Raw genomic sequence first — 20,403 nt, 5'->3', positions numbered from 1 at the left:
ATTAATCATAGTGAGCCCTTGAACTACCATCAGGAAATACAATTATATGTTTTCCCTGCTTAAGATTTCTAATACTTTGTTCATAAGCTTCATGTGGATGGTATTTATTAATAAGTTCTAGATAATACAAAGCTTTTTGATAATCCATGTGGTCAAAATAATAACTAATGACTTTTTGTGCTACTTTTGTATCATTTGGGCATAGGCTTAGATATTTCTCATAATATTCTATAGCTTTATCATCATTCCATGTATCTTCATAGAATTCTGCTATGCTCTTTATCAGTTTTGAATCATTTGGGCTAAATTGAACTGCTGTTTTGAAATACCTATCTGTCTCTTTTGATTCTGGTCTAACATATTTAACACCCCATTCATTAACACCGCTATGGGACTCAGTAAGATAGTTTGCTACTCCAAGCCAATACCAATACCAACCTTCTTCTGGCCTGGTTTCTGTAGCTTTTTTAAAATACTCTTTTGCCATATTGTAATCTTTAAGCTCAAGATAACATTTACCAATATACCAATAAGCCATATCACAGTTTGGATTATCTAAGATTACTTTTTTAAAACATGCAATGGCTGATTCATATTCTTGGCTGTTATATTTCTGAACACCCATATTGTAATATTTATACCATTCAGGTTGTTGTTTTGAATTAGATTGCTCTGAGACACATCCAACTATACTAACAACTAAGCAAAGTATAAATGCTACTAACCCCAAAATTCTCAATGCCAGCACCTCCCACTTTTATAAAAATATCATTTACTTATTTTCTTCTTTAAATTTTTCCCTCTGTAAATTCATTAATTCAAATCTACAAATCCAAACTCAAAATAAAAATAACTAAATATAGCCAGCACATCAGGAATTGGCATGTTTGTAATTAATATAAATATTTCTATATTACATTATTTAATTAAATAAAGAGACTCCTGCATTTATATACAATTTTAAAGAATTATCGCACCTATTTAAATTATATAAGGGAAAATTGTTCCGTTAGATTTATATGTTATTACGGAAAAACCAATAAGCAGAGAGAAAAGCCAAAACCAACAAACCAAAACAAAACTTCAACAATTTTAAAACAGTTAAAACCCCAGTACAAAAATAAAAAAGCTTAGAATAGTATATTTAAATACATTTGAGAATATAAGACAAAAGGTTGGGAATTATGGATGAAAAACGAAAACTCTTATTTGACAAAATAGCAAACGCTGGAACAGTATTCGTTGGATATGAGTTTTTATTTATGCTATATGTTGTTCTAAATACTGCATCTGGAGAAATCCCACCAAATATCGGAATAGTGCTATTTATAGGAGATATTGTAGCAATATTAATAACAGTTTGGCTGTTCTGTGCTGTGTTATATGACATTTATAAGAAGCTTTAGTTAGTTTCTAACGCTTTTTTACCACCCCCAATTTAAAATACCAAACATACAAAGCTAATGACAATAAAACAATTAATCCCAAAGATGCCAACCCCATAATCATAAACAAAGTTTGGTTGTCCATAATAACCAACTCCATTTTTTATACTAAATTATACATTATACACTATACATTATAAAGTTTAAGTAGTTGTGGTATAATGAAGCACAACCTTTAATTACACTACTCTAAAATCTCCCTTTCTTAACTTTTCCATAAATATTGCCTCACTTACACCTAATTTTTTCAGAACATCGTAATTAATGTTTAAACCTTGATTGTTAATATAAAACAGCTCTTTTAGAGGAATCCTTACAGATTTCCCACTTTTAATAGCACTTTTTCTTACAATTGATTTTGAATCTAAAAACTCCTTATACCTCCTTAAAGCAGTTTTCATTCTCTTCCTCTTTAAAACATCATCAATTATATTAATATCCTCTTCAGACACTTCCAAACTACCAAAAATATTATAAATCTCCTTAAGCCATTTAATTGTATTCCTTACATAGCCATAACTATATTTCCTACTGAGCATCCAATCTCCAAGCCCCTCCAAATCTTTAAGCTTTGTCTCAATCCTTATATTTCCCATAAAAATCACCAAAAAAGAGTTTTAATTTTTCTTTAAAAACGCCTTAGCTTTTTCATAAATATACTCTAAATCTTCGAATGTTAATCTAACTTCATTTTGTGAAGTGCCCAACCTTCCCCAAGTAGTCTCTCTAATACGTATATTCTCAACATCCCCAATGTCAAAAATCTTAACTTCTAACGACTTCCCACTTTCTTTTTTATGTAACGTCAAGATTGAATAACCAAACTCAAAATCCCAAGCCATAAACACCACCAAAAAGTTTTTATCCAAAAAAGATTTAAAATAAAAAAAGCCCTATGCAGGAATTTTCCCAGCCAACTCTGAAGCCTTTTTAAACTCAAGCCTTTCCATGTCTCTTAAATCAATCAACTTTATATCACTCAAAATCATGTTCATAATATAATCAGCAACATGCTCAGCAGAGCCCTTAACCTCTAACTCCACACTATGACACTCCCCACCAATATCATAAAGAATCTTAACCTTATTATCAAAAGACTGAATGTTAATAATCCTATCAACATTAATCCTCCTAACTGCGTGTCTTGTTTTAACCACCAAGAACCTCACGCTCTCACCTCCTTTAAAACCATTTTAAAAACATCTTCCATGTCAAAATCTTTCCCTTCTTTCAAAAACTCCCACAATACAGAAATTACCTTCTTACAGATACCCTCTGCATCTTTCCACATGTCATCTACCCTATCTCCTTTTACTCTAACTTCAAATTTTCCAAGACCAAATCCATAGACATCTTCCGTATGGAGACCCTCTGCAGAAACTGAAATTACAGCTATCTTCTCTTTATCCTTCAACATGCTACATCTTGCAGAAATCATAACTCCAGCATCTGGATTGAATAATCCTTTACCAGAAGAAGTCCTAATCCACATATTATCCACCTCCAAAAGTAGTTTTAAGAAAAGAAAAAAACTGGTGGCAGGGCTTAAGCCCCCCCGCCTAGCTATTTATACATCTTCTTAATTTTCTTCTTGAATATCTGCTTCAGTTTTTTCTGCTCATTTTCATTACATCTCTCAATTGCAAACAATGCAGCCGCAAAAGGATTCTTTTCAATCATTCTTTCAAAAAACCACTTATCAATATCCATCCTATCCCACCATTCCTGCCCCTGGTCTAATTCCAGAACTCTGGAATCTCCTCAACAATCTTTTTCTCAATCTCTACTAATTGTTTATAAGCCTCTTCAACGGTTATCTCTCCTTTCATTCTTCTCAAATCAATTTTATCAATCTCTTTCTTAAACTTGTCAATAATCTTAGCAGTCTCACTCTCAATACCTGCAACCTTCATCAACATATTGTAGCTCTCATGCAGCTTACCCATCATCTCATCTCTTTTCTTAATATACTCCCAAGAATCCATTACCATCCCCTCCATTTTTAGATTTAAAGAAATAGTGGGCTTCATCCCGCCCTGTCTTTTATATTAATTAAAAAATCATATTAGTGGGAGGGAGTGGGGGCAGTAATACCAACACCTGAAGGCCCACTGAAAGCAGTAATACCGGGCTTACATCCCACCCAATCAGGGTAGGTTTTGAACCTACCCATCATATACTTGGGTGGTCATGTGATAAAGTTTGTTATTAAAATTATGTTCGAACATCTTTTTACGAACAGTATTATAATTATAACCATATAAAAACCTTTCTCTCTAAAAAAGTTAATATGTGATATTAAAAAAGTTAATGACATTAACTAAAAAGAGAAAATAGATATAACAGAAAGAAAAAGGAGAGTAAGCCCCTTAAGTAATAATAATTAGAGCAATATACATATATTTAGCCGTTTATTTATGTTAATTTTATTGGCAGATATCCAATTATCCACGGAATTTTCGATATTTGGAATATCATGATAATCATTTTTATCAAGTGTTAGGAAAACTGGATGGTCTGGGTTATAACGCCAGCACCAAAGTACGGCATTAGCAAATATTATTCTATCAGAAGAGTTAGGTATGGTATTTCCAATAAACATGATTAAATCATCAAATAAAAAATCATCTAATTTACTAAAGTCATCTATAAAAATATTTCTAAGAAACTTCTTAACTGCATGCCTAATCTTCCTTATATCAGTATCAGAAAGCTCACCTGAGTTCTTAAACTCTTCTAAAATCTCTCTCAACTTTTTATTAACTTCTCTTTCAACCCTCTGACAAGTTGTTTGAGAGTTTATATGATTGTTGCTATAAAAATCCGAAACTATTTTATTATGGGGATGACATGGTATATGGTAGGATATAATAACACAAGTATCCAAAAACAAATCCACACTATCCCCTCACTCACTTGTGCAATATTTCCAAAATTTTTGAATTCAACTCCTCACTAATCTCTATTTTTCTGATATCATCAACTAAATCATCATAAGTTGGGAAGTATTCCATATATCTATTTTCAATAGTATCAATCTTATTATATAGCATTTCTATTTTGTTATTAATGACTTCAAGACATCTTTCTAACTCTACTCCCTTCTTCTCTTCATTGCCTCTCAATGTTTCAGGATATGGAGATATAATGCTTAAAACGTCATCTTCAAATATCTGCCTCATATCTTTTAATATCTCTTTACAAGTAGCATTATCTCTATAATTATCTAAAAATAACATTAAAGAATCGGTATAATAATACAATGCCTCCTCCCTATCCTCTACCATATACTTAAATTTAATAGAATTTTCTAAATGCTCAATCGCTTCCCTCAATGCATCGACTTTTGAAGTCCCAAGATTGAAAATAGATGACAATGTTATTTTATCGGATATTAATAAATCAAAAGCATCATTTACCTTTTTAACGGTTCTGTAAAATTCTTTGACTTCTCCATCAGGCAATTCTTCATGAATGAATTTATCAAAATCATCCCATGTCATTTTAAACTTACCTGCCAAATTTTTAACGATATGTTTTATAGTTTTTTGGATATTCTCAAATTCTTGAGGGATTTTTAGATGTGGAGCTATAGGGTCGATATAATAAATATCCCTACTAAACATCTCATGAGCTTCAAAACTAAAAATTCCAAATTTATACCAACCATAGGCAATTGGTATTTCATCATAACCAACTCTCTCCCCTAATCTGTCCATTGTTAGGATAAACAATTTCATATATCGTGTTTTCTTTTTGACATATTTAACATCCTCACCAAAAACCTCATTAACAACATCACAAAACACTGCTAAAAGAATGTCTTTGTCCATAATCCCCCTCCCAAATAACAAAAATAACAGTAACCCTCAAATATAAAAAACATAAAAGATTTATCACTTTCAATGTTTAGTATAATTTAACTAATATTAAAATGTTTCGCTATATTTATAATTTTAGATATATCTATTGTAGCATCTCATAGAAGCAACAAAATAGAAAAAGACAAGGAGAGGGCTTAGAGTTTTTAGAGTTTTTGCTCCAGCAACTTTATAATCTTATCTAACTTCTCATCTATACTATTCAATTTATCTAATTTACTGTCAATCTTCTCTAAGATTTTAGTATGCCCCTCCAACTCTCCAAATATCAACTTAATGTATTTAACCCCCTCATCAAGCTTTTTATTCAACTCAATTAAATCATCTGCTGAAATTCTATTAATCCCCTCTGGAAACTCAATGTAGGTATTTAGCTCTCTTTCTTCAATTCTTTCAATTTCAATAAGTTTATCCTTCTTACTCAAAGCTTTAATACTCTTTTTAAACAGCTCCTTAATTTCCTCATCATCAAAATTAGCCAAAATTCTTACAGTTCCATCTTTGTAATTATAAACAACTCCACTAATGCCTAAACCTCTACCTATATTCTCAATTCTATCTCTAAATCCAACATGCTGAACCTTCCCATAGATAATTAGCTCATAAGTAGTTGCCATAGGAATCACCAAAGATTAAATATTAATCTTTTCTACGGGCTAATGAAACCCAAAACTCTGGGTCTGTTTCTTTGCTTAAGTATTGCTCACCTTTTCCATCATCTTATCCTCCTCCCAAGATTTTAATCAAATAAAACACCGTAATAATTCCAACCACTATAAGAACTTTCATTAAAGTTGAATCAGTAGTAATCCTCTCCCATAAAGACATTGTAGCCCACATGTTATTAAACTTTTCAAGATTTTCCTTAGAGGCAAAGTATATTGTTTTTAAATATAACTTTCTTGGAATTGCATGGTCTGGACACACTGGAGTTTCATCCAAATAATCAAAAATCACATGGCAAGCTCCTAAAATCCTACCACACACTGGACAAACATACCTTTCTCCAATAGGAACTGCCCTACCACAAACCTTACAAAAAGCCAAATCATCACTAATCTTAAATATATCCCTCTCATTAGCCACGATACTTTGATTATAATTAGTCTCCTGAATTTTAATGCTGTTAGTATATTGAGGCAGATATATTGGATAAGACTCCTTAATTAAAATATCTTTTTTCTTTGGAGAGCAAACCTTCCTATATTCAACATTATTTTTACCCCTATAAACAACCTCTTTAGTGTATTTATTGATTATAGAGTCAATAACCTTTTGTTCAAGCTCATCAACAGAAAAATTAAAAGGTCTAATTAAATTCTTCTCCTCTTCAGGAATTTTAGTCATATTCTCAGGAGAAAATCTAAAAAAGCCATGTGGTAAGTTATCCAATACTTTCCCAGTAACCCCATCCACAAATAATAATTCATCATCAACATTAACCTCATAAATACAACCAACCTTGGTGCAGACTTGGGAGTGAACAGAATACCTTACACAATAATAGGGGTAATAAGACTTCCACGTCTTTACTTGATAGGTAGTTTTCTCAATTCCTTTGATAAACCCTAATTCATTAATAGTTCTCTTTTTAACTTCCTCTTTTGGCAAATGTTTAAAGGTGATGTCTGAAACTACTTGAATATTCCCACTAACAATCTTAATCCCATGCTTTTTACACAGTTCATACAATTTTTTACCATCAATTAATTCAATCTCCATCCAACTACCATGCTTTTTATTAATCTCTTCAGTATATTCTATAGCCTCTTTGGTAAATTTTCCAGAAGTTACTACAATACCTTTTATATACTTGTCCTCTCCCAACTCATGCAACAAAGCTCCTTGAAGCTTTTGAATTACTGGCCTTCCAACACTCTTAGTGTGTTTGCATTCAACGATAACTTTATATCTGAATGGCTTCCCATGATTAGAATAGGCAATAATATCTTTACCTTTATCCCCCGTTCTTTGAGTTACTTGGACATCTTCATATCCCATTAATCTCAACAATCGGGCAACAAATTCTTCAAACTCATAACCGTTCAACACATCTAAATCAAAATACCTCCCTCTTTTTGCTTTATCCATGTTCTCCCCCTAACCTAAAAAGTTATTAAACTCAATGAGTATGGCTTATTTTTGTGAGATATTAGAAATATACAGTTTTGCAAAAAGATGCAAAGAAATGCAACGAGATGCAAAGAAATGCAACGATTTGCAACGTTTGCAAAGCTAAATACTAAATAAATATATAATAAAGTAAAAAATAAAAGAAACATTTATAGAAAGTATATCTATATTGTATATCTATATTATATTATATATTTTGCAAACGTTGCAAATCCGATAATTTTGTTGCAAACTAACGGATTTTGTTGCAAATCCTTTGCATAGAGATATATACTTGTCTTTTTAAATTTTCTTCCTTTTTTATTCTGTAAATTGCCAAAACGCAATTTTTTGGATGTTTTGAATCTCAACAATTTGGGCTTATTTTTGGATTTGCAAAAGTTTGCAAAGAGTTTTATCTAAATTGCTACTATTATTTTATTATCTTTTTGATATACTTCAATATTTGGATTAGTTCCTAACATGTTTATAGCTCTCATGAGTATCAATACTTTCCTGCCAAAGTCCGTTAGTGAGTAGTATGTTCTTGGTAATAATGTCCCTGTGTCTTCTCTTCTCTTATTGAGGAGTCCTGCATCTACTAACTCTTCTAAAACATTTCCTAATGTTCCTTTGTGAATTCCTAAATCTTTGTGGAGTTGTCCAAAATGAACCTCGCCGTAAGTGTCTAAATATTGGAGTATTTCTTTTACGTGTTTTTTTGCCAATAGCTTTATGAGTCCTTCCATATTGTCACCATTTTGTTCTTACTTTCCATTTTGTGACTAATCATATTTTTAGAGTTTGTTTTATAAAAAGAATATAGGCACTTCTAAATATTCGAAACTATTTTTTTGTTCGACCGAAAAATATTTATACAGCTATAATTATAATACTGTTCGTAAAAAGATGTTCGAACAGTGATAGCATGCCAGAGATAAAGAAAAAGGGATGGACTAAAGCGAGGATGATATTCCCAGCAATATTTGGAAAAATAAAAGAACAGGGAAATTCTGCGAGATTTTATCCTTCAATACCTGCTGAGTATGTTGGCAAAAAAGCTGTTTTAGTAATTTTAGAAGAAGATGAAGAAATAAGTGGTGGTGAAAATGAATAATAAAATAAAACTTAATGAAACTGATAAGAAAATTCTTGATTTTATCTTAGAAAATGGAGAAACTACCAGACAGGAAATTATTGAAAGTTTAGATGTTAAAAGTGGTTCTTTAACAAACTCTTTAAACAAACTCCAAAAACTTGGCTACATCAAAATAGAAAAACAAGGTAATCACACAATCATCATCCCTATAACTCCAACTCAACCATCTACTCACTCTGAAAACTCTAAAGTTGTTAAGTTAGACCTTTCCAAAATCAAATCTTTAACTCATTTAAGAGATACTATTAGCTCCCACTTAAGAGCCAATAACTGGAGCATTGGCAATTATGATTTGGTGATAACTGCCTTAGCAATTGCTAAATTTACAAACTTAAGGTTGTTAATTTTTGGCTCTCAAGGTATAGGAAAAACATGCTGTATAAAGTCAATCTTCCCAAATGATGAGGTATTTATTGAATATGACCTACACAGAAAGCAATTAAAAGACGTTGTTAATCTTAGGGAACACATTAGGATTATAGAACAGCAGTATAGGCACAGTTGGGGTAAAGAGAATCCAGCAACTTTTGATAGTTATGCTATAGTTCCATTGAGCAAAATGGCCCCATCTGATTTGATTTTTAGATTCCTCCCTATCAGAGTTTTAGAGTATAAATACATCTCTGGGTATAAGCCAGTTGTTTTCGATGTTTCTAATTTCAAATTAGTTGAACCACCAACTGAAGTTTGTGATAGGTTTCACAGCGAGATGAAGAATTTATTATTCTTTAACAACGATGAAGAGTTGGCAAAGGCAAAAATTGAGGATATGAAGTATCATGAGATTTTAGGGCTTTATGGTTTGAATAGGGAGCAGACGGTTGAGAGTTTGTCAGCTGAACAGTGGAAAATAGAAAGAAAGTATGAGAGATTTCTAAAAAAACCAATCAATGCTGTAAATCTTAAAGCATTACAAGAAGACCCTGAGATGTGGTTTAGAGCTTCCCAAGACATGCAGTTGATGAGGAATGCTCACGAGATTTTAAAGTTTGCTTTCTCTCTATCAAAGTCAATGGACGCAGTTGAAGAGGCCTATAATTTTGTTATGGAAATTCTCTCTACATGGACGAGGGTAATTGATGGAAGGGAAAAGAGAAGGGATAAATCAAAGGTTAGGGTTAGGAGTGAGGCTCAAAGCTACTACATTGACAGTAATGGCGTAGTGCATAACGTTGCTGTGATGTGATGGGGGTGGTAGCATGTCAGAATGTGGTGAATGTCCATGGTGTGGTGGAGAGCTGGAAGGATATTATGACGAAGAACTGGAGGCGTATGTTATATATTGTCCAGATTGTGGCTATAGAGATGTAAAATTTAAGAATGGGGACGGTTTCAGCTGTTGCCCTGCATATCGAAGCTTTTAGGAGGGATTCTCATAGATGGGGATGCTTATGGGCGTTAAGGGTAGGGAGATTAATCCTATAGAGGCTGAATTTATAATGAAGGAAGCAGATACGAATATTTATAGGGATTATGGTTGGAGTTTCGATGATTATATTACAATTTGGGCAGTTTATAATGATAAGGAGATTTATGAGTTGACGTTTTGTATTAAAGATTCTGTTGATGCTTTGTTTAGGAAGTTATTTGTTGCTTATTTGGATAAGGTTAGGAAGTTTTGTAGGGAAAATCCAGAGTTTGATGTAATTGTCGGGTATTTGGGGAGGTTGGATATTGTAGAGAGGGTTCTTGTTAAGAAGTTGAAGTTGGTAGATGGTGATTCCCATGACTAAAGCCACATTTTGTTTGTGCAAAAATATAGATAGTAGGGAGCTTAGGTATATTTTGCATAAGCTTGAGGGGATTAAAATCATTGATGCTGAGAGGTTAAAGAAAGCTATTGAGGTTAAGAAGAGGTATAAGAAGAGGATTGTTCTTACTGACAAAGAAAAAGAGATTGTGGAGAGGTTTGGTAAGGCTACTGGTTTATTGTTAAACTATGTTTTGGTGAATGAGGATGAAGGGGAACGGGCTTAATTTTAAAAATCTTTTGTTGGTGAAACCAAAGAGGGAGAAGGTTGAGGAATCTCCTGAAATTAAAAAGTGGGTTGATAGGTTTAGGGAGGAAAGGGAATTCGATGGAATAAAAGAAAGCACTATACGGAGTGATATTTTAAGGTTGAGAGTGTTTTTAGATTTTGTTTATAATAGGTTGAATAAAACACCAGAGACAATGACTAATGCCGATTTTGTGAGGTTCTTTAACTATTTAGAAAAAGAGAGGAAGGTTAGTAGGAGCTCTCAGGATAAGTATTTCAAGTTGCTTAAAGTGTTTTATAGGTTAATGAGGTTGAACAATTTTAGAGAGTTTGCAGAAGAATCAAAGGAAAGGAGGAGATTCTCCAAGTTTGAGGTTAAGCATTATGATGCCATTGATGCTAATGCTTTAAACTTAATCTTGGAGAAAATGATGGAGTCGAATTCAAGGATGAGTATTAGGAATTGTTTGATTGTTAGGTTGTTGTGGGATACTGGTGCGAGGATTAGTGAGGTATTAAATTTAAAGTATAAAGATTGTGACTTTGATGAGGGGACTTTTAGGATTACAAATACTAAGACTCATGAGGAAAGGGTTGTTGTTTGTTCTTCTGATACGTTAGAGGCTTTGAGATGGTATGTGCAGTTTAATCCAAGGCAGAACTCTGATGATTATATATTTCAAACTCCTAAGGGGGAGAGGGTTAGTAAGGATACAATATATAAAGTGTTTAAAAGAGCTGTTGATGAGCTTAAGAAGGAAGGAAAGATACCTAAAAATAAGAGAATTGTATTGCATTCTCTTAGGCACGGGAGGGCTGTAGATTTATTGGATAAAGGTGTTCCGATAGATATTGTAAAAGAGTATCTTGGTCATAGGAGTTTGGATACAACGCTTTATTACTCCCACTCTAAGGAGAGGGCTTTGAAGATGTTGAAGACGATAAAAAAGTTGTTGTGATTTTTTGAAAATAGTTAGTCCAGTTGAATATATTACCATAATGGACTTTGTTATTCCACTGGTTTAATCCAGTTGAAAAATGGCTACTAAAGGAGTATTTTTTAACCTTCTTAGGATAGTTTTTAACACTAAAATAGATGGCGCAGGGGCTGGGATTTGAACCCAGGCGGGGCAAAGCCCCACTGGATCTCAAGTCCAGCGCCGTAGTCCTGGCTTGGCTACCCCTGCACAAAACAGGCATATAAAAAATATAATGATTTAGTATATAAATTTTACGGTAATATTCTTAGGAGAAATTATGGATTAGTTATTTTGGTCAATTTCCCTTCAATAAATAAAGAGATGTTTTTATCGACATCATCTCCTTCAGCATGATAAACCTCTATCTTTTTACCAAACTTTTTATAATTCTCCTCATTTATGCTTTTACATATAATTGCATTGACTTTTTCTTTTACAATAGATTTTCTTCCATTTTCATCATTGAAAATAACTTTTGTGCTCTTAACTTCGTTATCTTCTATTCTAACGATTAAGAAATACTTACAATTTTCAAAACTATTGCTAATCTTATCAACATCCATTGAAATAGCTACTTTCATAATCTCAACTCTAAAATCAATAAAGTGGAAAGAGAAAATAAATCTAAGGTTATTTAAATACTTTACCCTGAGAGATATATGAACCTTAGGGCGAATATTGCTGCTAAAACATAAACAAGCCAGTGCACTTCTTTCCATCTTCCAGTGAATACCTTCAAGATTGGATAGGTTATAAATCCTAAAGCAAGCCCAGTGGCTATACTGTATGTCAAAGGAATTGTTAATAGAGTTATAAATGCAGGAATTGCTTCTGTGTAGTCATCAAAGTCAATATATTTTATTGATTTCATCATTAAAGCCCCTACAATGACAAGGGCTGCTGCTGTTGCATAGGGAGGAATTGCTTTAACTACTGGATAGAAGAATAATGATAATAAAAACAGCACTGCTACAACTACTGAGACAAAACCTGTTCTCCCTCCAAGTGCTATACCACTTGCAGATTCTATATATGTGGTTACAGTTGAAGTCCCAAACAATGAGCCAACAACAGTTCCAGTAGCATCAGCCATTAATGCCTTTTCAACTCTTGGCAGTTTTCCATCTTTATCTAAATAGCCAGCCTGAGAAGCTAAAGCACTTAAAGTCCCTAATGTATCGAACATATCAACAAAGAAGAATGCTAAGACAATTGTCAAAAGTCCTAAGTTTAAAGCCCCCATTATATCTAATTTTAAGAATGTTGGCTCAATTGATGGGGGCATTGAGAATATTCCCTCTGGGAATGGGGAAATGCCCAAAATCATTCCTATAAGTGAAGTTACTATAATTCCAATTAAGATAGAGCCAATAACATTCCTACTAACTAAGATTGATGTCAAAAATATCCCAAACAATGCCAATAGTGTAGATGGTTCCATTAAATTCCCTAATGTAACCAGTGTAGCTTTACTCTCAACAACAATACCCGCAGTTTTTAATCCAATAAATGCAATAAATAGTCCAATACCAACAGCAGTTCCATACTTTATAGCATTTGGGATAACATTAAAAATCCATGTCCTTATTTTTGTTAACGTTAATATTATAAACAACACTCCAGAGATAAAAACAGCACCTAACGCAACTCTCCAATCAATACCCATACCTAAACAAACACCATAAGTGAAGTAAGCGTTAAGCCCCATCCCTGGAGCTAAAGCAAATGGATATCTTGCATATAAACCCATAATTAATGTGGCAATTGCTGAAGCGATACAAGTAGCTACCATGACAGCCCCAAAATCCATTCCTGTAGCACTTAAAATTTGTGGATTAACAAAGATTATATATGCCATTGTCATAAATGTTGTTATTCCTGCAAGAGTCTCTACCTTTAGATTAGTTCCATACTTCTCAAATTCAAAGTATCTTTCAACAAATTTCATAACCACCCCTCCAAATGTATTTACTATATTTGATAATAGAATAATAATATGTTGTATCTATAATCAACGTATTTTATAAACATTAATGTGAAATAAAGAATTATAATCTAGTTCTTAAATGGTCAATATTTTTAGGAAAAATTAATGTTTTTCAAAAATACTTTAGTAATTAGTGTAAGTATAACTTAAGTCACTGATGAACACCTTCTTTTAAGAAGGTGTTCAAAATATTTCTTTATTAATTTTATAAGTTTTGAAAAACACTATATAATTGGGCTACTAAAAATTGCTATTAATGGTGATTAAATGGAAGGTTTAACAGTAGGATTATTTGGGCATATTGAAGGAGTTGGAAAAGAGTTGGGGAAAAAAGGGACATCAACAGATATAACTTTATATAATTACAAACAGGGAAATAAGGCAGTTTGCTATGTTGAGCCAACAAGATATCCGGATAGAATAAATCCTTTAATATATGCAATAAACATGATGGATTACGCTTTAGTTTTTATTGATGAGATTACAGGTGAATTGGGAGAAACTCTTTTAGCATTGGATATGTTTGAAATAAATAGAGGAGCTTTTGTTTTAGGAGAATATGTTGATTTAGACATGCTAAAAAATATCATATCCCAAACATCAATGAAGGACTTTGAAATCTTGGAGAGAGATTTTATAAACATTAGAGAGAAGATGATTAATTTGAATGTAGATAGGGATTATAATAGCTTTGTTAAAATTCCAATAGACCATTACTTCACAGTTAGGAGCGTAGGAACTGTTATACTGGGAAAGGTTGAAACTGGAATTGTGAAGGTTCATGATAATCTGAGGGTTTATCCAACAGATAAAACGGCAATGGTCAGAAGTATCCAAATACATGATAATGATTTCAAAGAAGCAAAGGCTGGAAATAGAGTGGGGTTAGCTCTAAAAGGAATAACTACAGATGAGTTGGATAGAGGAATGATACTGTCAAATGGAGAGTTAAAAGTTACTAAAGAAATTGAACTTAACATTAATTGGAATCCATTCATGCAAAAAACTGTAAAAGAAGGAGAAAACTACCAAATAATTGTTGGTCTGCAAAGTGTTTCTTGTATTGTTGAGGAAGTAAATAACAATAAGATAAGGCTTTCACTGCAAAAGGAAATAGCTTACGATGTTGGAGATAAATTATGTTTAGTTGACGGTAGTGCAAAGATTAGGATATTGGGTGTTGGAAAATTGGAATAAACTATTTATTTATACTACAATTTTATATAATATAGGGTTAATTGCAAAATCTTCACATAACCAAAAGATTTATATACCTCCTATTTAATAGTTATATCACCACAAATTCTGTATTCTTATATTCCTACTTTGTTAAGTGAAAACTTAACACCATTTTAGGCGATATAATAAAAATTAAAAAAGAAGAGAGATTGGTGATGGATTATGGCAAAGCAAAAACCAGTATTAAACGTAGCATTCATTGGACACGTCGATGCAGGTAAATCAACAACAGTCGGTAGATTGTTATACGACAGTGGAGCTATCGACCCACAGTTATTAGAGAAGTTAAGAAGAGAAGCTCAAGAGAGAGGTAAAGCAGGATTCGAGTTTGCTTATGTCATGGACAACTTGAAAGAAGAAAGAGAAAGAGGAGTTACAATCGACGTAGCTCACAAGAAATTCGAAACCCAAAAATATGAAATTACAATCGTCGACTGTCCAGGACACAGAGACTTCATTAAAAACATGATTACAGGAGCTTCACAGGCAGATGCTGCTGTCTTAGTTGTTGATGTTAACGACGCTAAGACAGGAATTCAGCCACAAACAAGAGAGCACATGTTCTTAGCAAGAACATTAGGTATTAAGCAAATCGCTGTTGCAATCAACAAGATGGATACAGTCAACTACAGCCAAGAAGAATACGAAAAAATGAAGAAATTATTATCAGACCAATTATTAAAAGTCTTAGGTTACAACCCAGACCAAATTGACTTCATCCCAACAGCTTCATTGAAAGGAGACAACGTTGTTAAAAGATCAGAAAACATGCCATGGTACAAAGGACCAACATTAGTTGAAGCTTTAGACAAGTTCCAACCACCAGAAAAACCAACAAACTTACCATTAAGAATCCCAATCCAAGATGTTTACTCAATTACAGGGGTTGGTACAGTTCCTGTTGGAAGAGTCGAAACAGGTATCTTAAGACCAGGAGACAAAGTTGTCTTTGAACCAGCAGGAGTTAGCGGAGAAGTTAAGTCAATCGAGATGCACCACGAACAAATCCCACAAGCAGAACCTGGAGATAACATTGGATTCAACGTTAGAGGAGTCAGTAAGAAAGACATTAAGAGAGGAGACGTTTGTGGACACCCAGACAACCCACCAACAGTTGCTGAAGAATTCACTGCACAAATCGTTGTCTTACAGCACCCAACAGCAATTACAGTTGGTTACACACCAGTCTTCCACGCACACACAGCACAGGTTGCATGTACATTCATTGAGTTGTTGAAGAAATTAGACCCAAGAACAGGGCAAGTCATTGAGGAGAATCCACAGTTCTTAAAGACTGGTGATGCTGCTATAGTCAAAATCAAACCAACAAAACCAATGGTCATTGAAAACGTTAGAGAAATTCCACAATTAGGAAGATTCGCTATCAGAGATATGGGTATGACAATCGCTGCTGGTATGGCAATCGATGTCAAAGCTAAGAACAAGTAAATTCTCTAAACTTCCCTTTTAATTAATTTTTTAAATCCCATTTTATATTTTTTATATTTCAAAGAGTTCGAGAGGGGAGAGTATGCAAAGAGCAAGAATTAAGTTATCAAGTACAGACCACAAAGTTTTAGATGAAATTTGCAGACAAATAAAAGAGATTGCCGAAAAAACTGGAGTAGATATTTCAGGGCCTATACCATTACCAACAAAGGTCTTAAGAGTTGTTACAAGAAAAAGTCCAGATGGAGAAGGTTCATCAACATTTGACAGATGGACAATGAAAATCCACAAAAGATTAATTGACATTGATGCAGATGAGAGAGCTTTAAGACACATTATGAAAATAAAAATCCCTGACAATGTTCAAATAGAGATACAGTTTAAATAAAAATGGTGTAGCTATTTTATCAGGTAAATTTTCATAGGCAAAAACGTTGCAATCTGAGCAGTGAGGATTGCAACGAAATTCCTTTTTTAATCTTTTTTCTTTTCAGTGATAGCAAATTTAAGTATGGTTTTTTCATCTTCTGATTCTTTCCCACTTCTATATCCAAAATAATAACCTATTATCGTACTAACCATCCCAAAAAATAATGAAAAAATTTCTTTATTGTTAGAGTATATTTCTGGATTTTTGGATATTGCAATCAATATAATAAAAAATGCTATAACAATACTTCCAGTTATCGCCCTTCTCATCTCCCCTTTATCTAATTTTTTATTGTTTATCCAGCCTAAAAATACAAGCCACAACAAAACAAGTGTAGGAACACCAATTGCTATTACTAAAGTATCGCATGACCTAATGATTGAAAATATGCACGTAATGGCTATTAAAGTCACTATTGCAACAGTTAATGTAACTATAGTATTATTTTCATTGGATTTTTTATCATTGTTCGTCATTTTGTCACAACCAACCTTAATTCAATAATTATTCTATTCCTCTTAATTTTTTAAATAATCTAACCCTCTCAAGAATCTTTTTCTTTATCTCTTCAATCCCTTTACCTTCTTTTAGTATAGCTGGGACTATAAACTTCCATTGATGCCATGGTGGTTGGCATTTTAAATATTCACAGATACCATCCAAAACTTCATCCCATTCATCTTTCTTTATCTTATCCATTTTATTAGCTACAAGAATTGGACTTATCTTCAAATCAGTTATAAAGTCAAACATCTCTAAGTCAATTGGAATTTCCCCCTTCCCTTTCCATCTTTCAACTATCTCAAAAAATGATTTTGTATCTATAATTTGAACAGCTGCAGCTATTTCATCAGCATGATTTTCTATATAATGAACAATCTCATCCTTAATTTTTTCCTGAACTTTTTTTGGTAATCCAGCCATGTATCCAAAACCTGGCATATCTACTAAAATATACTCCCCCATATCATATTCATTAATTTTTAAAGTAACTCCTGGTTTTTTTCCAACTTTAACATCTTTTCTCCCAGTCATTAATCTAACAAAAGTGGACTTACCAACATTACTCCTCCCAACCACAATAACTTTTGGTTTTATCTTTTTTTCTTCATATTTTTCTTTTAAATTTTTATATCTCTCAAAAAAGTCCATAGTTATCACACAGTTAAATTTATTTTAAAAATAAGTAAAATAGCGTAAATTAAAATCTTAATATCTATCTTGTGGTGTTCTAACTTCTTCAATAATCTTTTTACCTGCAACAACTTCATCTATACTGTGAATAGTCCCTCCTAAACTTTCAATAATTTCCTGAATTTCATCAAAATCTAAATTATTCCCTTCAATTGTAACTTTAACGTTTTCTGTCTCTTTATCTATTTCATAGACTGTAATATTAACCCCATCAATATTTGGTAATGATGTTAGTTTTAATGCCATGTCTGTTATTTTTGGCTCGTGCGGCTTCAATATATCTAAAACAATCCTTCTAATACCGTTCAATTCTATCCCTCTAAATCTTTTTAATTGTTATATTACCTATACTTAGATTATTTAAAATTATTGTTGATATATTTCTATTTATGGATTTATCGAATATTAAAAACCAAATGATAAGATATTAATAGCTCTTAGGATAAACTATAATTGTTAAAATCGCATAGAGGGGAGCCCCCTATTGCTATACACCGAGCGGGGTTTGCCAAAGGCAACCCCACTTTATTGGGTATCCGCACCATAAAGCTATGCTCTATGGTTACGTAAAATCTTAGTGGAGGGAGACTATGGAGATAAATGGAGTATATATTGAAGATACATTTGCAGAAGCATTCCCAATATGGGTGTCAAGAGTTTTAATAACAGCTGCTACAAAGAAGTGGGCTAAGATTGCTGCTACAGAGGCAACAGGTTTTGGTTGCTCTGTTATCATGTGTCCAGCAGAGGCAGGGATTGAAAAATATGTTCCACCATCAGAAACACCTGATGGAAGACCAGGGTACATAATACAAATATGCCACCCTAAGAAGGCAGAATTAGAGCATCAGATGTTAGAGAGATTAGGACAGTGTGTCTTAACATGCCCAACAACTGCTATTTTTGACGCTATGGGAGATAAAGCTGATGAGCAATTAAAGGTTGGATTTAAGTTGAAGTTTTTCGGAGACGGTTATGAGAAGAAAGATGAGTTATACGGAAGAAAAGTTTATAAGATACCAATCATGGGAGGAGAATTTATAACCGAGGTTAAGTTTGGAATTAAGAAGGGAGTTGCTGGAGGAAACTTCTTTATAATGGCAGATACAAATGCCTCTGCCTTAATCGCTGCTGAGGCTGCAGTTGATGCCATTGCAAGTGTTGATGGCGTTATAACTCCATTCCCAGGAGGAGTTGTTGCTTCTGGTAGTAAGGTTGGAGCAAGCAATCCAAAATACAAGTTCATGGTTGCTACAACAAACCACAAGATGTGTCCAACATTGAAGGGAGTTGTTGAAGATTCAGAAATTCCAGAAGATGTAAATGGAGTTTATGAAATAGTTATTGATGGGGTTGATGAGGAGGCAGTTAAAGAGGCTATGAAGCAGGGTATATTAGCAGCTACAAAAGTTCCAGGAGTTAAGAAGATTACAGCTGGAAACTATGGAGGTAAGTTGGGTAAATACCAATTCAACTTAAGGGAGTTGTTTGAATAAATTCATTTCCAATTTTCTTTTTTTATAATAGATAAGGAAAAGATATATATAAACAAAATTTAAATAGTTAATAATTTAAATTATACTTAGTTAAATTATATGGGTGGTTATAAGAAAGTAATTTAAAATTTAATAAAACCAATATAGGAGGTTTTTGGTTTGAAGCCAAAGTATGCATTAAGAAAGGATATGATTGGAGAATTTACACTAAATAAATCTTTTAATACTTACAGAGGCAAAGTTTTGAAGGCTGATTTTAATGGCCCTATTGAGGGTATAGTGATGAAAAATAAAAAAGAACATATTTATTTCTATCCTCTTTTAGCTTTACACATGGTTAAGCCAATAAATTGTGTTCCAATAAATGTCATTCCAAAAACATCTCTCCCAACAAACCCAAAGAATGTGCATATTAAAGAAGCGTTGTCAAGAATTGTTGGAAGGACATTGAAAGTTTATTATGAAACTCCAAAGACATCTTATTTAGGAAGGTTGTTAGGTTTTACAAGAGGAGTTTTTTCATGGACTTTAGTTTTGGAGATACACGGAGAGGTTGTGTTGTTGTTTAATCCGGACTATATTGTTTATTATGGGACAAAGTGGAAGTTTTTGAAAAACAACCCTCCATATAAGCCGCCAAGATTGATGAATATTACAAAGACAGCCAACCACTTAAAGAGATGTCTATTGGAGGATGTTGTTATAGAACCTGAGTATCCAAGAATAAATGTTGAAAATAAGGTTTTTGTTTATCCTTATGGAGTAGTTTCTAAGGATGATTACTTAGGGAAGACAGTAGAGGACATATTGAAAGAAAAAGAGTTCTTAATTTAAAGATAATCAATAAATACCTAACAAAATTTGCTTTTAATACTTAAAGGTTTTAAAAATTTTAAAATTTTCTTTTTTGCTGATACCTTCCTAATCTAATTAAAAATAGTTCATAATATCCTATTTTTTTACATAAAAGCTCAAAAAATTTTAATTTATTTCAGCACCGAAGAGTTTATATATGAGTAATCATTATTTACACTAAAAAATCTTATGGCAAT

The 20,403-nt window shown here is 32.8% G+C and carries 29 protein-coding genes and 1 tRNA gene; 12 read left to right on the top strand and 18 right to left on the bottom strand.

Going from position 1 to position 20,403, the window contains the following annotated elements:
- Position 1 precedes the first annotated feature (1 nt).
- On the bottom strand, positions 2-739 hold the full coding sequence (locus MFS40622_RS05570; RefSeq protein WP_012980707.1) for a tetratricopeptide repeat protein: 738 nt from the start codon (positions 737-739) through the stop codon (positions 2-4).
- Between the two features lie 445 nt (positions 740-1,184).
- Between MFS40622_RS05570 and MFS40622_RS05565 the strand changes: the two genes are divergently transcribed.
- Complete coding sequence (locus MFS40622_RS05565; protein ID WP_012980706.1) at positions 1,185-1,406, top strand: hypothetical protein; 222 nt, start codon at positions 1,185-1,187, stop codon at positions 1,404-1,406.
- A gap of 218 nt (positions 1,407-1,624) precedes the next feature.
- Here MFS40622_RS05565 and MFS40622_RS05560 read toward each other — a convergent pair whose 3' ends face one another.
- From MFS40622_RS05560 to MFS40622_RS05515, 11 genes are all read right to left on the bottom strand, one after another.
- On the bottom strand, positions 1,625-2,041 hold the full coding sequence (locus MFS40622_RS05560) for a hypothetical protein (protein WP_012980704.1): 417 nt from the start codon (positions 2,039-2,041) through the stop codon (positions 1,625-1,627).
- Between the two features lie 21 nt (positions 2,042-2,062).
- Positions 2,063-2,287 carry a hypothetical protein gene (locus MFS40622_RS05555; protein WP_012980703.1) on the bottom strand — a complete coding sequence of 75 codons (225 nt, stop codon included), beginning with the start codon at positions 2,285-2,287 and terminating at the stop codon, positions 2,063-2,065.
- Positions 2,288-2,338: 51 nt separating this feature from the next.
- Positions 2,339-2,614 (bottom strand): hypothetical protein, encoded by a 276-nt coding sequence (locus MFS40622_RS05550; protein WP_012980702.1) that lies wholly within the window; start codon positions 2,612-2,614, stop codon positions 2,339-2,341.
- Positions 2,611-2,937, bottom strand: coding sequence for a hypothetical protein (locus MFS40622_RS05545; protein WP_012980701.1), 327 nt, complete (start codon positions 2,935-2,937; stop codon positions 2,611-2,613). Before MFS40622_RS05545 ends, MFS40622_RS05550 begins: the two co-directional genes overlap by 4 nt.
- 71 nt (positions 2,938-3,008) lie before the next feature.
- The gene (locus MFS40622_RS09480; RefSeq protein WP_012980700.1) at positions 3,009-3,155 is read right to left on the bottom strand and encodes a hypothetical protein; all 147 of its coding nucleotides are present in this window, start codon (positions 3,153-3,155) and stop codon (positions 3,009-3,011) included.
- A gap of 26 nt (positions 3,156-3,181) precedes the next feature.
- Positions 3,182-3,430 carry a hypothetical protein gene (locus tag MFS40622_RS05540; protein WP_012980699.1) on the bottom strand — a complete coding sequence of 83 codons (249 nt, stop codon included), beginning with the start codon at positions 3,428-3,430 and terminating at the stop codon, positions 3,182-3,184.
- A gap of 398 nt (positions 3,431-3,828) precedes the next feature.
- On the bottom strand, positions 3,829-4,344 hold the full coding sequence (locus MFS40622_RS05535; RefSeq protein WP_012980698.1) for a hypothetical protein: 516 nt from the start codon (positions 4,342-4,344) through the stop codon (positions 3,829-3,831).
- Positions 4,345-4,357: 13 nt separating this feature from the next.
- Positions 4,358-5,278: a hypothetical protein gene (locus tag MFS40622_RS05530; protein WP_012980697.1), complete on the bottom strand. Its 921-nt coding sequence runs from the start codon at positions 5,276-5,278 to the stop codon at positions 4,358-4,360.
- A 194-nt stretch (positions 5,279-5,472) separates the two neighbouring features.
- On the bottom strand, positions 5,473-5,943 hold the full coding sequence (locus MFS40622_RS05525) for an acylphosphatase (RefSeq protein WP_012980696.1): 471 nt from the start codon (positions 5,941-5,943) through the stop codon (positions 5,473-5,475).
- A 103-nt stretch (positions 5,944-6,046) separates the two neighbouring features.
- Positions 6,047-7,417 (bottom strand): restriction endonuclease, encoded by a 1,371-nt coding sequence (locus tag MFS40622_RS05520; RefSeq protein ID WP_012980695.1) that lies wholly within the window; start codon positions 7,415-7,417, stop codon positions 6,047-6,049.
- 440 nt (positions 7,418-7,857) lie between these two features.
- The gene (locus tag MFS40622_RS05515) at positions 7,858-8,187 is read right to left on the bottom strand and encodes a helix-turn-helix domain-containing protein (protein WP_012980694.1); all 330 of its coding nucleotides are present in this window, start codon (positions 8,185-8,187) and stop codon (positions 7,858-7,860) included.
- A gap of 179 nt (positions 8,188-8,366) precedes the next feature.
- On the opposite strand from MFS40622_RS05515, the gene MFS40622_RS05510 reads away from it, so the two are divergent.
- The 6 genes from MFS40622_RS05510 to MFS40622_RS05490 are packed head-to-tail and all read left to right on the top strand — an operon-like array spanning position 8,367 to position 11,535.
- On the top strand, positions 8,367-8,555 hold the full coding sequence (locus MFS40622_RS05510; protein WP_012980693.1) for a DUF2080 family transposase-associated protein: 189 nt from the start codon (positions 8,367-8,369) through the stop codon (positions 8,553-8,555).
- Positions 8,548-9,783, top strand: a complete 1,236-nt coding sequence (locus MFS40622_RS05505; RefSeq protein ID WP_012980692.1) for a winged helix-turn-helix transcriptional regulator — start codon at positions 8,548-8,550, stop codon at positions 9,781-9,783. Before MFS40622_RS05510 ends, MFS40622_RS05505 begins: the two co-directional genes overlap by 8 nt.
- A gap of 13 nt (positions 9,784-9,796) precedes the next feature.
- Positions 9,797-9,961: a hypothetical protein gene (locus tag MFS40622_RS09585; RefSeq protein ID WP_012980691.1), complete on the top strand. Its 165-nt coding sequence runs from the start codon at positions 9,797-9,799 to the stop codon at positions 9,959-9,961.
- A gap of 27 nt (positions 9,962-9,988) precedes the next feature.
- The gene (locus MFS40622_RS05500; protein ID WP_012980690.1) at positions 9,989-10,330 is read left to right on the top strand and encodes a hypothetical protein; all 342 of its coding nucleotides are present in this window, start codon (positions 9,989-9,991) and stop codon (positions 10,328-10,330) included.
- Complete coding sequence (locus MFS40622_RS05495) at positions 10,323-10,574, top strand: DUF2540 domain-containing protein (protein ID WP_012980689.1); 252 nt, start codon at positions 10,323-10,325, stop codon at positions 10,572-10,574. Before MFS40622_RS05500 ends, MFS40622_RS05495 begins: the two co-directional genes overlap by 8 nt.
- The gene (locus MFS40622_RS05490; RefSeq protein ID WP_012980688.1) at positions 10,555-11,535 is read left to right on the top strand and encodes a tyrosine-type recombinase/integrase; all 981 of its coding nucleotides are present in this window, start codon (positions 10,555-10,557) and stop codon (positions 11,533-11,535) included. The genes MFS40622_RS05495 and MFS40622_RS05490 overlap by 20 nt, the downstream gene beginning before the upstream one ends.
- Before the next feature lie 138 nt (positions 11,536-11,673).
- Here MFS40622_RS05490 and MFS40622_RS05485 read toward each other — a convergent pair.
- From MFS40622_RS05485 to MFS40622_RS05475, 3 genes are all read right to left on the bottom strand, one after another.
- A tRNA-Ser gene (locus MFS40622_RS05485) sits at positions 11,674-11,763 on the bottom strand.
- 68 nt (positions 11,764-11,831) lie between these two features.
- Positions 11,832-12,137 (bottom strand): NifB/NifX family molybdenum-iron cluster-binding protein, encoded by a 306-nt coding sequence (locus tag MFS40622_RS05480; RefSeq protein ID WP_012980687.1) that lies wholly within the window; start codon positions 12,135-12,137, stop codon positions 11,832-11,834.
- Between the two features lie 62 nt (positions 12,138-12,199).
- Positions 12,200-13,504 (bottom strand): NCS2 family permease, encoded by a 1,305-nt coding sequence (locus MFS40622_RS05475; protein ID WP_012980686.1) that lies wholly within the window; start codon positions 13,502-13,504, stop codon positions 12,200-12,202.
- A 306-nt stretch (positions 13,505-13,810) separates the two neighbouring features.
- Here MFS40622_RS05475 and MFS40622_RS05470 point away from each other — a divergent pair, with 306 nt between their 5' ends.
- The 3 genes from MFS40622_RS05470 to rpsJ all read left to right on the top strand — a co-directional run bounded on the left by MFS40622_RS05470 (position 13,811) and on the right by rpsJ (position 16,619).
- Positions 13,811-14,740 carry an EF-Tu/IF-2/RF-3 family GTPase gene (locus tag MFS40622_RS05470; RefSeq protein WP_012980685.1) on the top strand — a complete coding sequence of 310 codons (930 nt, stop codon included), beginning with the start codon at positions 13,811-13,813 and terminating at the stop codon, positions 14,738-14,740.
- Positions 14,741-14,944: 204 nt separating this feature from the next.
- Entirely contained in the window at positions 14,945-16,231 is a 1,287-nt protein-coding gene (gene tuf, locus MFS40622_RS05465; RefSeq protein ID WP_012980684.1) for a translation elongation factor EF-1 subunit alpha, read from the top strand.
- 82 nt (positions 16,232-16,313) lie between these two features.
- A complete protein-coding gene (gene rpsJ, locus MFS40622_RS05460; protein WP_012980683.1) occupies positions 16,314-16,619 on the top strand; it encodes a 30S ribosomal protein S10 in 306 nt (101 codons plus the stop codon).
- Positions 16,620-16,705: 86 nt separating this feature from the next.
- Here rpsJ and MFS40622_RS05455 read toward each other — a convergent pair whose 3' ends face one another.
- The 3 genes from MFS40622_RS05455 to MFS40622_RS05445 are packed head-to-tail and all read right to left on the bottom strand — an operon-like array spanning position 16,706 to position 18,164.
- Positions 16,706-17,137, bottom strand: a complete 432-nt coding sequence (locus MFS40622_RS05455; protein WP_012980682.1) for a hypothetical protein — start codon at positions 17,135-17,137, stop codon at positions 16,706-16,708.
- Positions 17,138-17,165: 28 nt separating this feature from the next.
- Positions 17,166-17,813, bottom strand: a complete 648-nt coding sequence (engB, locus tag MFS40622_RS05450; protein ID WP_012980681.1) for a GTP-binding protein EngB — start codon at positions 17,811-17,813, stop codon at positions 17,166-17,168.
- Between the two features lie 57 nt (positions 17,814-17,870).
- Positions 17,871-18,164, bottom strand: coding sequence for a DUF211 domain-containing protein (locus MFS40622_RS05445; RefSeq protein WP_012980680.1), 294 nt, complete (start codon positions 18,162-18,164; stop codon positions 17,871-17,873).
- A 281-nt stretch (positions 18,165-18,445) separates the two neighbouring features.
- Here MFS40622_RS05445 and fhcD point away from each other — a divergent pair, with 281 nt between their 5' ends.
- Both fhcD and MFS40622_RS05435 read left to right on the top strand, forming a co-directional pair.
- Positions 18,446-19,351, top strand: a complete 906-nt coding sequence (gene fhcD / locus MFS40622_RS05440) for a formylmethanofuran--tetrahydromethanopterin N-formyltransferase (protein ID WP_012980679.1) — start codon at positions 18,446-18,448, stop codon at positions 19,349-19,351.
- Positions 19,352-19,510: 159 nt separating this feature from the next.
- Positions 19,511-20,185 (top strand): hypothetical protein, encoded by a 675-nt coding sequence (locus tag MFS40622_RS05435; protein WP_012980678.1) that lies wholly within the window; start codon positions 19,511-19,513, stop codon positions 20,183-20,185.
- Positions 20,186-20,403 lie beyond the last annotated feature (218 nt).

The sequence above is a fragment of the Methanocaldococcus sp. FS406-22 genome, assembly GCF_000025525.1.
Classification (GTDB): domain Archaea; phylum AGJL01; class Methanococci; order Methanococcales; family Methanocaldococcaceae; genus Methanocaldococcus.
Note: the sequence above shows the minus strand (reverse complement) of the source record. Positions and strands in the feature narration are given on the sequence as shown.

Coding starts and splice junctions, on each gene's coding strand:
- MFS40622_RS05505 (WP_012980692.1), top strand. CDS start 8,548: ATGAATAATAAAATAAAACTTAATGAAACTGATAAGAAAATTCTTGAT.
- MFS40622_RS09480 (WP_012980700.1), bottom strand. CDS start 3,155: ATGGATATTGATAAGTGGTTTTTTGAAAGAATGATTGAAAAGAATCCT.
- MFS40622_RS05475 (WP_012980686.1), bottom strand. CDS start 13,504: ATGAAATTTGTTGAAAGATACTTTGAATTTGAGAAGTATGGAACTAAT.
- MFS40622_RS05560 (WP_012980704.1), bottom strand. CDS start 2,041: ATGGGAAATATAAGGATTGAGACAAAGCTTAAAGATTTGGAGGGGCTT.
- MFS40622_RS05480 (WP_012980687.1), bottom strand. CDS start 12,137: ATGAAAGTAGCTATTTCAATGGATGTTGATAAGATTAGCAATAGTTTT.
- fhcD (WP_012980679.1), top strand. CDS start 18,446: ATGGAGATAAATGGAGTATATATTGAAGATACATTTGCAGAAGCATTC.
- tuf (WP_012980684.1), top strand. CDS start 14,945: ATGGCAAAGCAAAAACCAGTATTAAACGTAGCATTCATTGGACACGTC.
- MFS40622_RS05530 (WP_012980697.1), bottom strand. CDS start 5,278: ATGGACAAAGACATTCTTTTAGCAGTGTTTTGTGATGTTGTTAATGAG.
- MFS40622_RS05500 (WP_012980690.1), top strand. CDS start 9,989: ATGGGCGTTAAGGGTAGGGAGATTAATCCTATAGAGGCTGAATTTATA.
- MFS40622_RS05565 (WP_012980706.1), top strand. CDS start 1,185: ATGGATGAAAAACGAAAACTCTTATTTGACAAAATAGCAAACGCTGGA.
- MFS40622_RS05510 (WP_012980693.1), top strand. CDS start 8,367: ATGCCAGAGATAAAGAAAAAGGGATGGACTAAAGCGAGGATGATATTC.
- MFS40622_RS05555 (WP_012980703.1), bottom strand. CDS start 2,287: ATGGCTTGGGATTTTGAGTTTGGTTATTCAATCTTGACGTTACATAAA.
- MFS40622_RS05525 (WP_012980696.1), bottom strand. CDS start 5,943: ATGGCAACTACTTATGAGCTAATTATCTATGGGAAGGTTCAGCATGTT.
- MFS40622_RS05495 (WP_012980689.1), top strand. CDS start 10,323: ATGACTAAAGCCACATTTTGTTTGTGCAAAAATATAGATAGTAGGGAG.
- MFS40622_RS05545 (WP_012980701.1), bottom strand. CDS start 2,937: ATGTGGATTAGGACTTCTTCTGGTAAAGGATTATTCAATCCAGATGCT.
- MFS40622_RS05520 (WP_012980695.1), bottom strand. CDS start 7,417: ATGGATAAAGCAAAAAGAGGGAGGTATTTTGATTTAGATGTGTTGAAC.
- MFS40622_RS05455 (WP_012980682.1), bottom strand. CDS start 17,137: ATGACGAACAATGATAAAAAATCCAATGAAAATAATACTATAGTTACA.
- MFS40622_RS05470 (WP_012980685.1), top strand. CDS start 13,811: ATGGAAGGTTTAACAGTAGGATTATTTGGGCATATTGAAGGAGTTGGA.
- MFS40622_RS05490 (WP_012980688.1), top strand. CDS start 10,555: ATGAAGGGGAACGGGCTTAATTTTAAAAATCTTTTGTTGGTGAAACCA.
- MFS40622_RS05515 (WP_012980694.1), bottom strand. CDS start 8,187: ATGGAAGGACTCATAAAGCTATTGGCAAAAAAACACGTAAAAGAAATA.
- rpsJ (WP_012980683.1), top strand. CDS start 16,314: ATGCAAAGAGCAAGAATTAAGTTATCAAGTACAGACCACAAAGTTTTA.
- MFS40622_RS09585 (WP_012980691.1), top strand. CDS start 9,797: ATGTCAGAATGTGGTGAATGTCCATGGTGTGGTGGAGAGCTGGAAGGA.
- engB (WP_012980681.1), bottom strand. CDS start 17,813: ATGGACTTTTTTGAGAGATATAAAAATTTAAAAGAAAAATATGAAGAA.
- MFS40622_RS05540 (WP_012980699.1), bottom strand. CDS start 3,430: ATGGATTCTTGGGAGTATATTAAGAAAAGAGATGAGATGATGGGTAAG.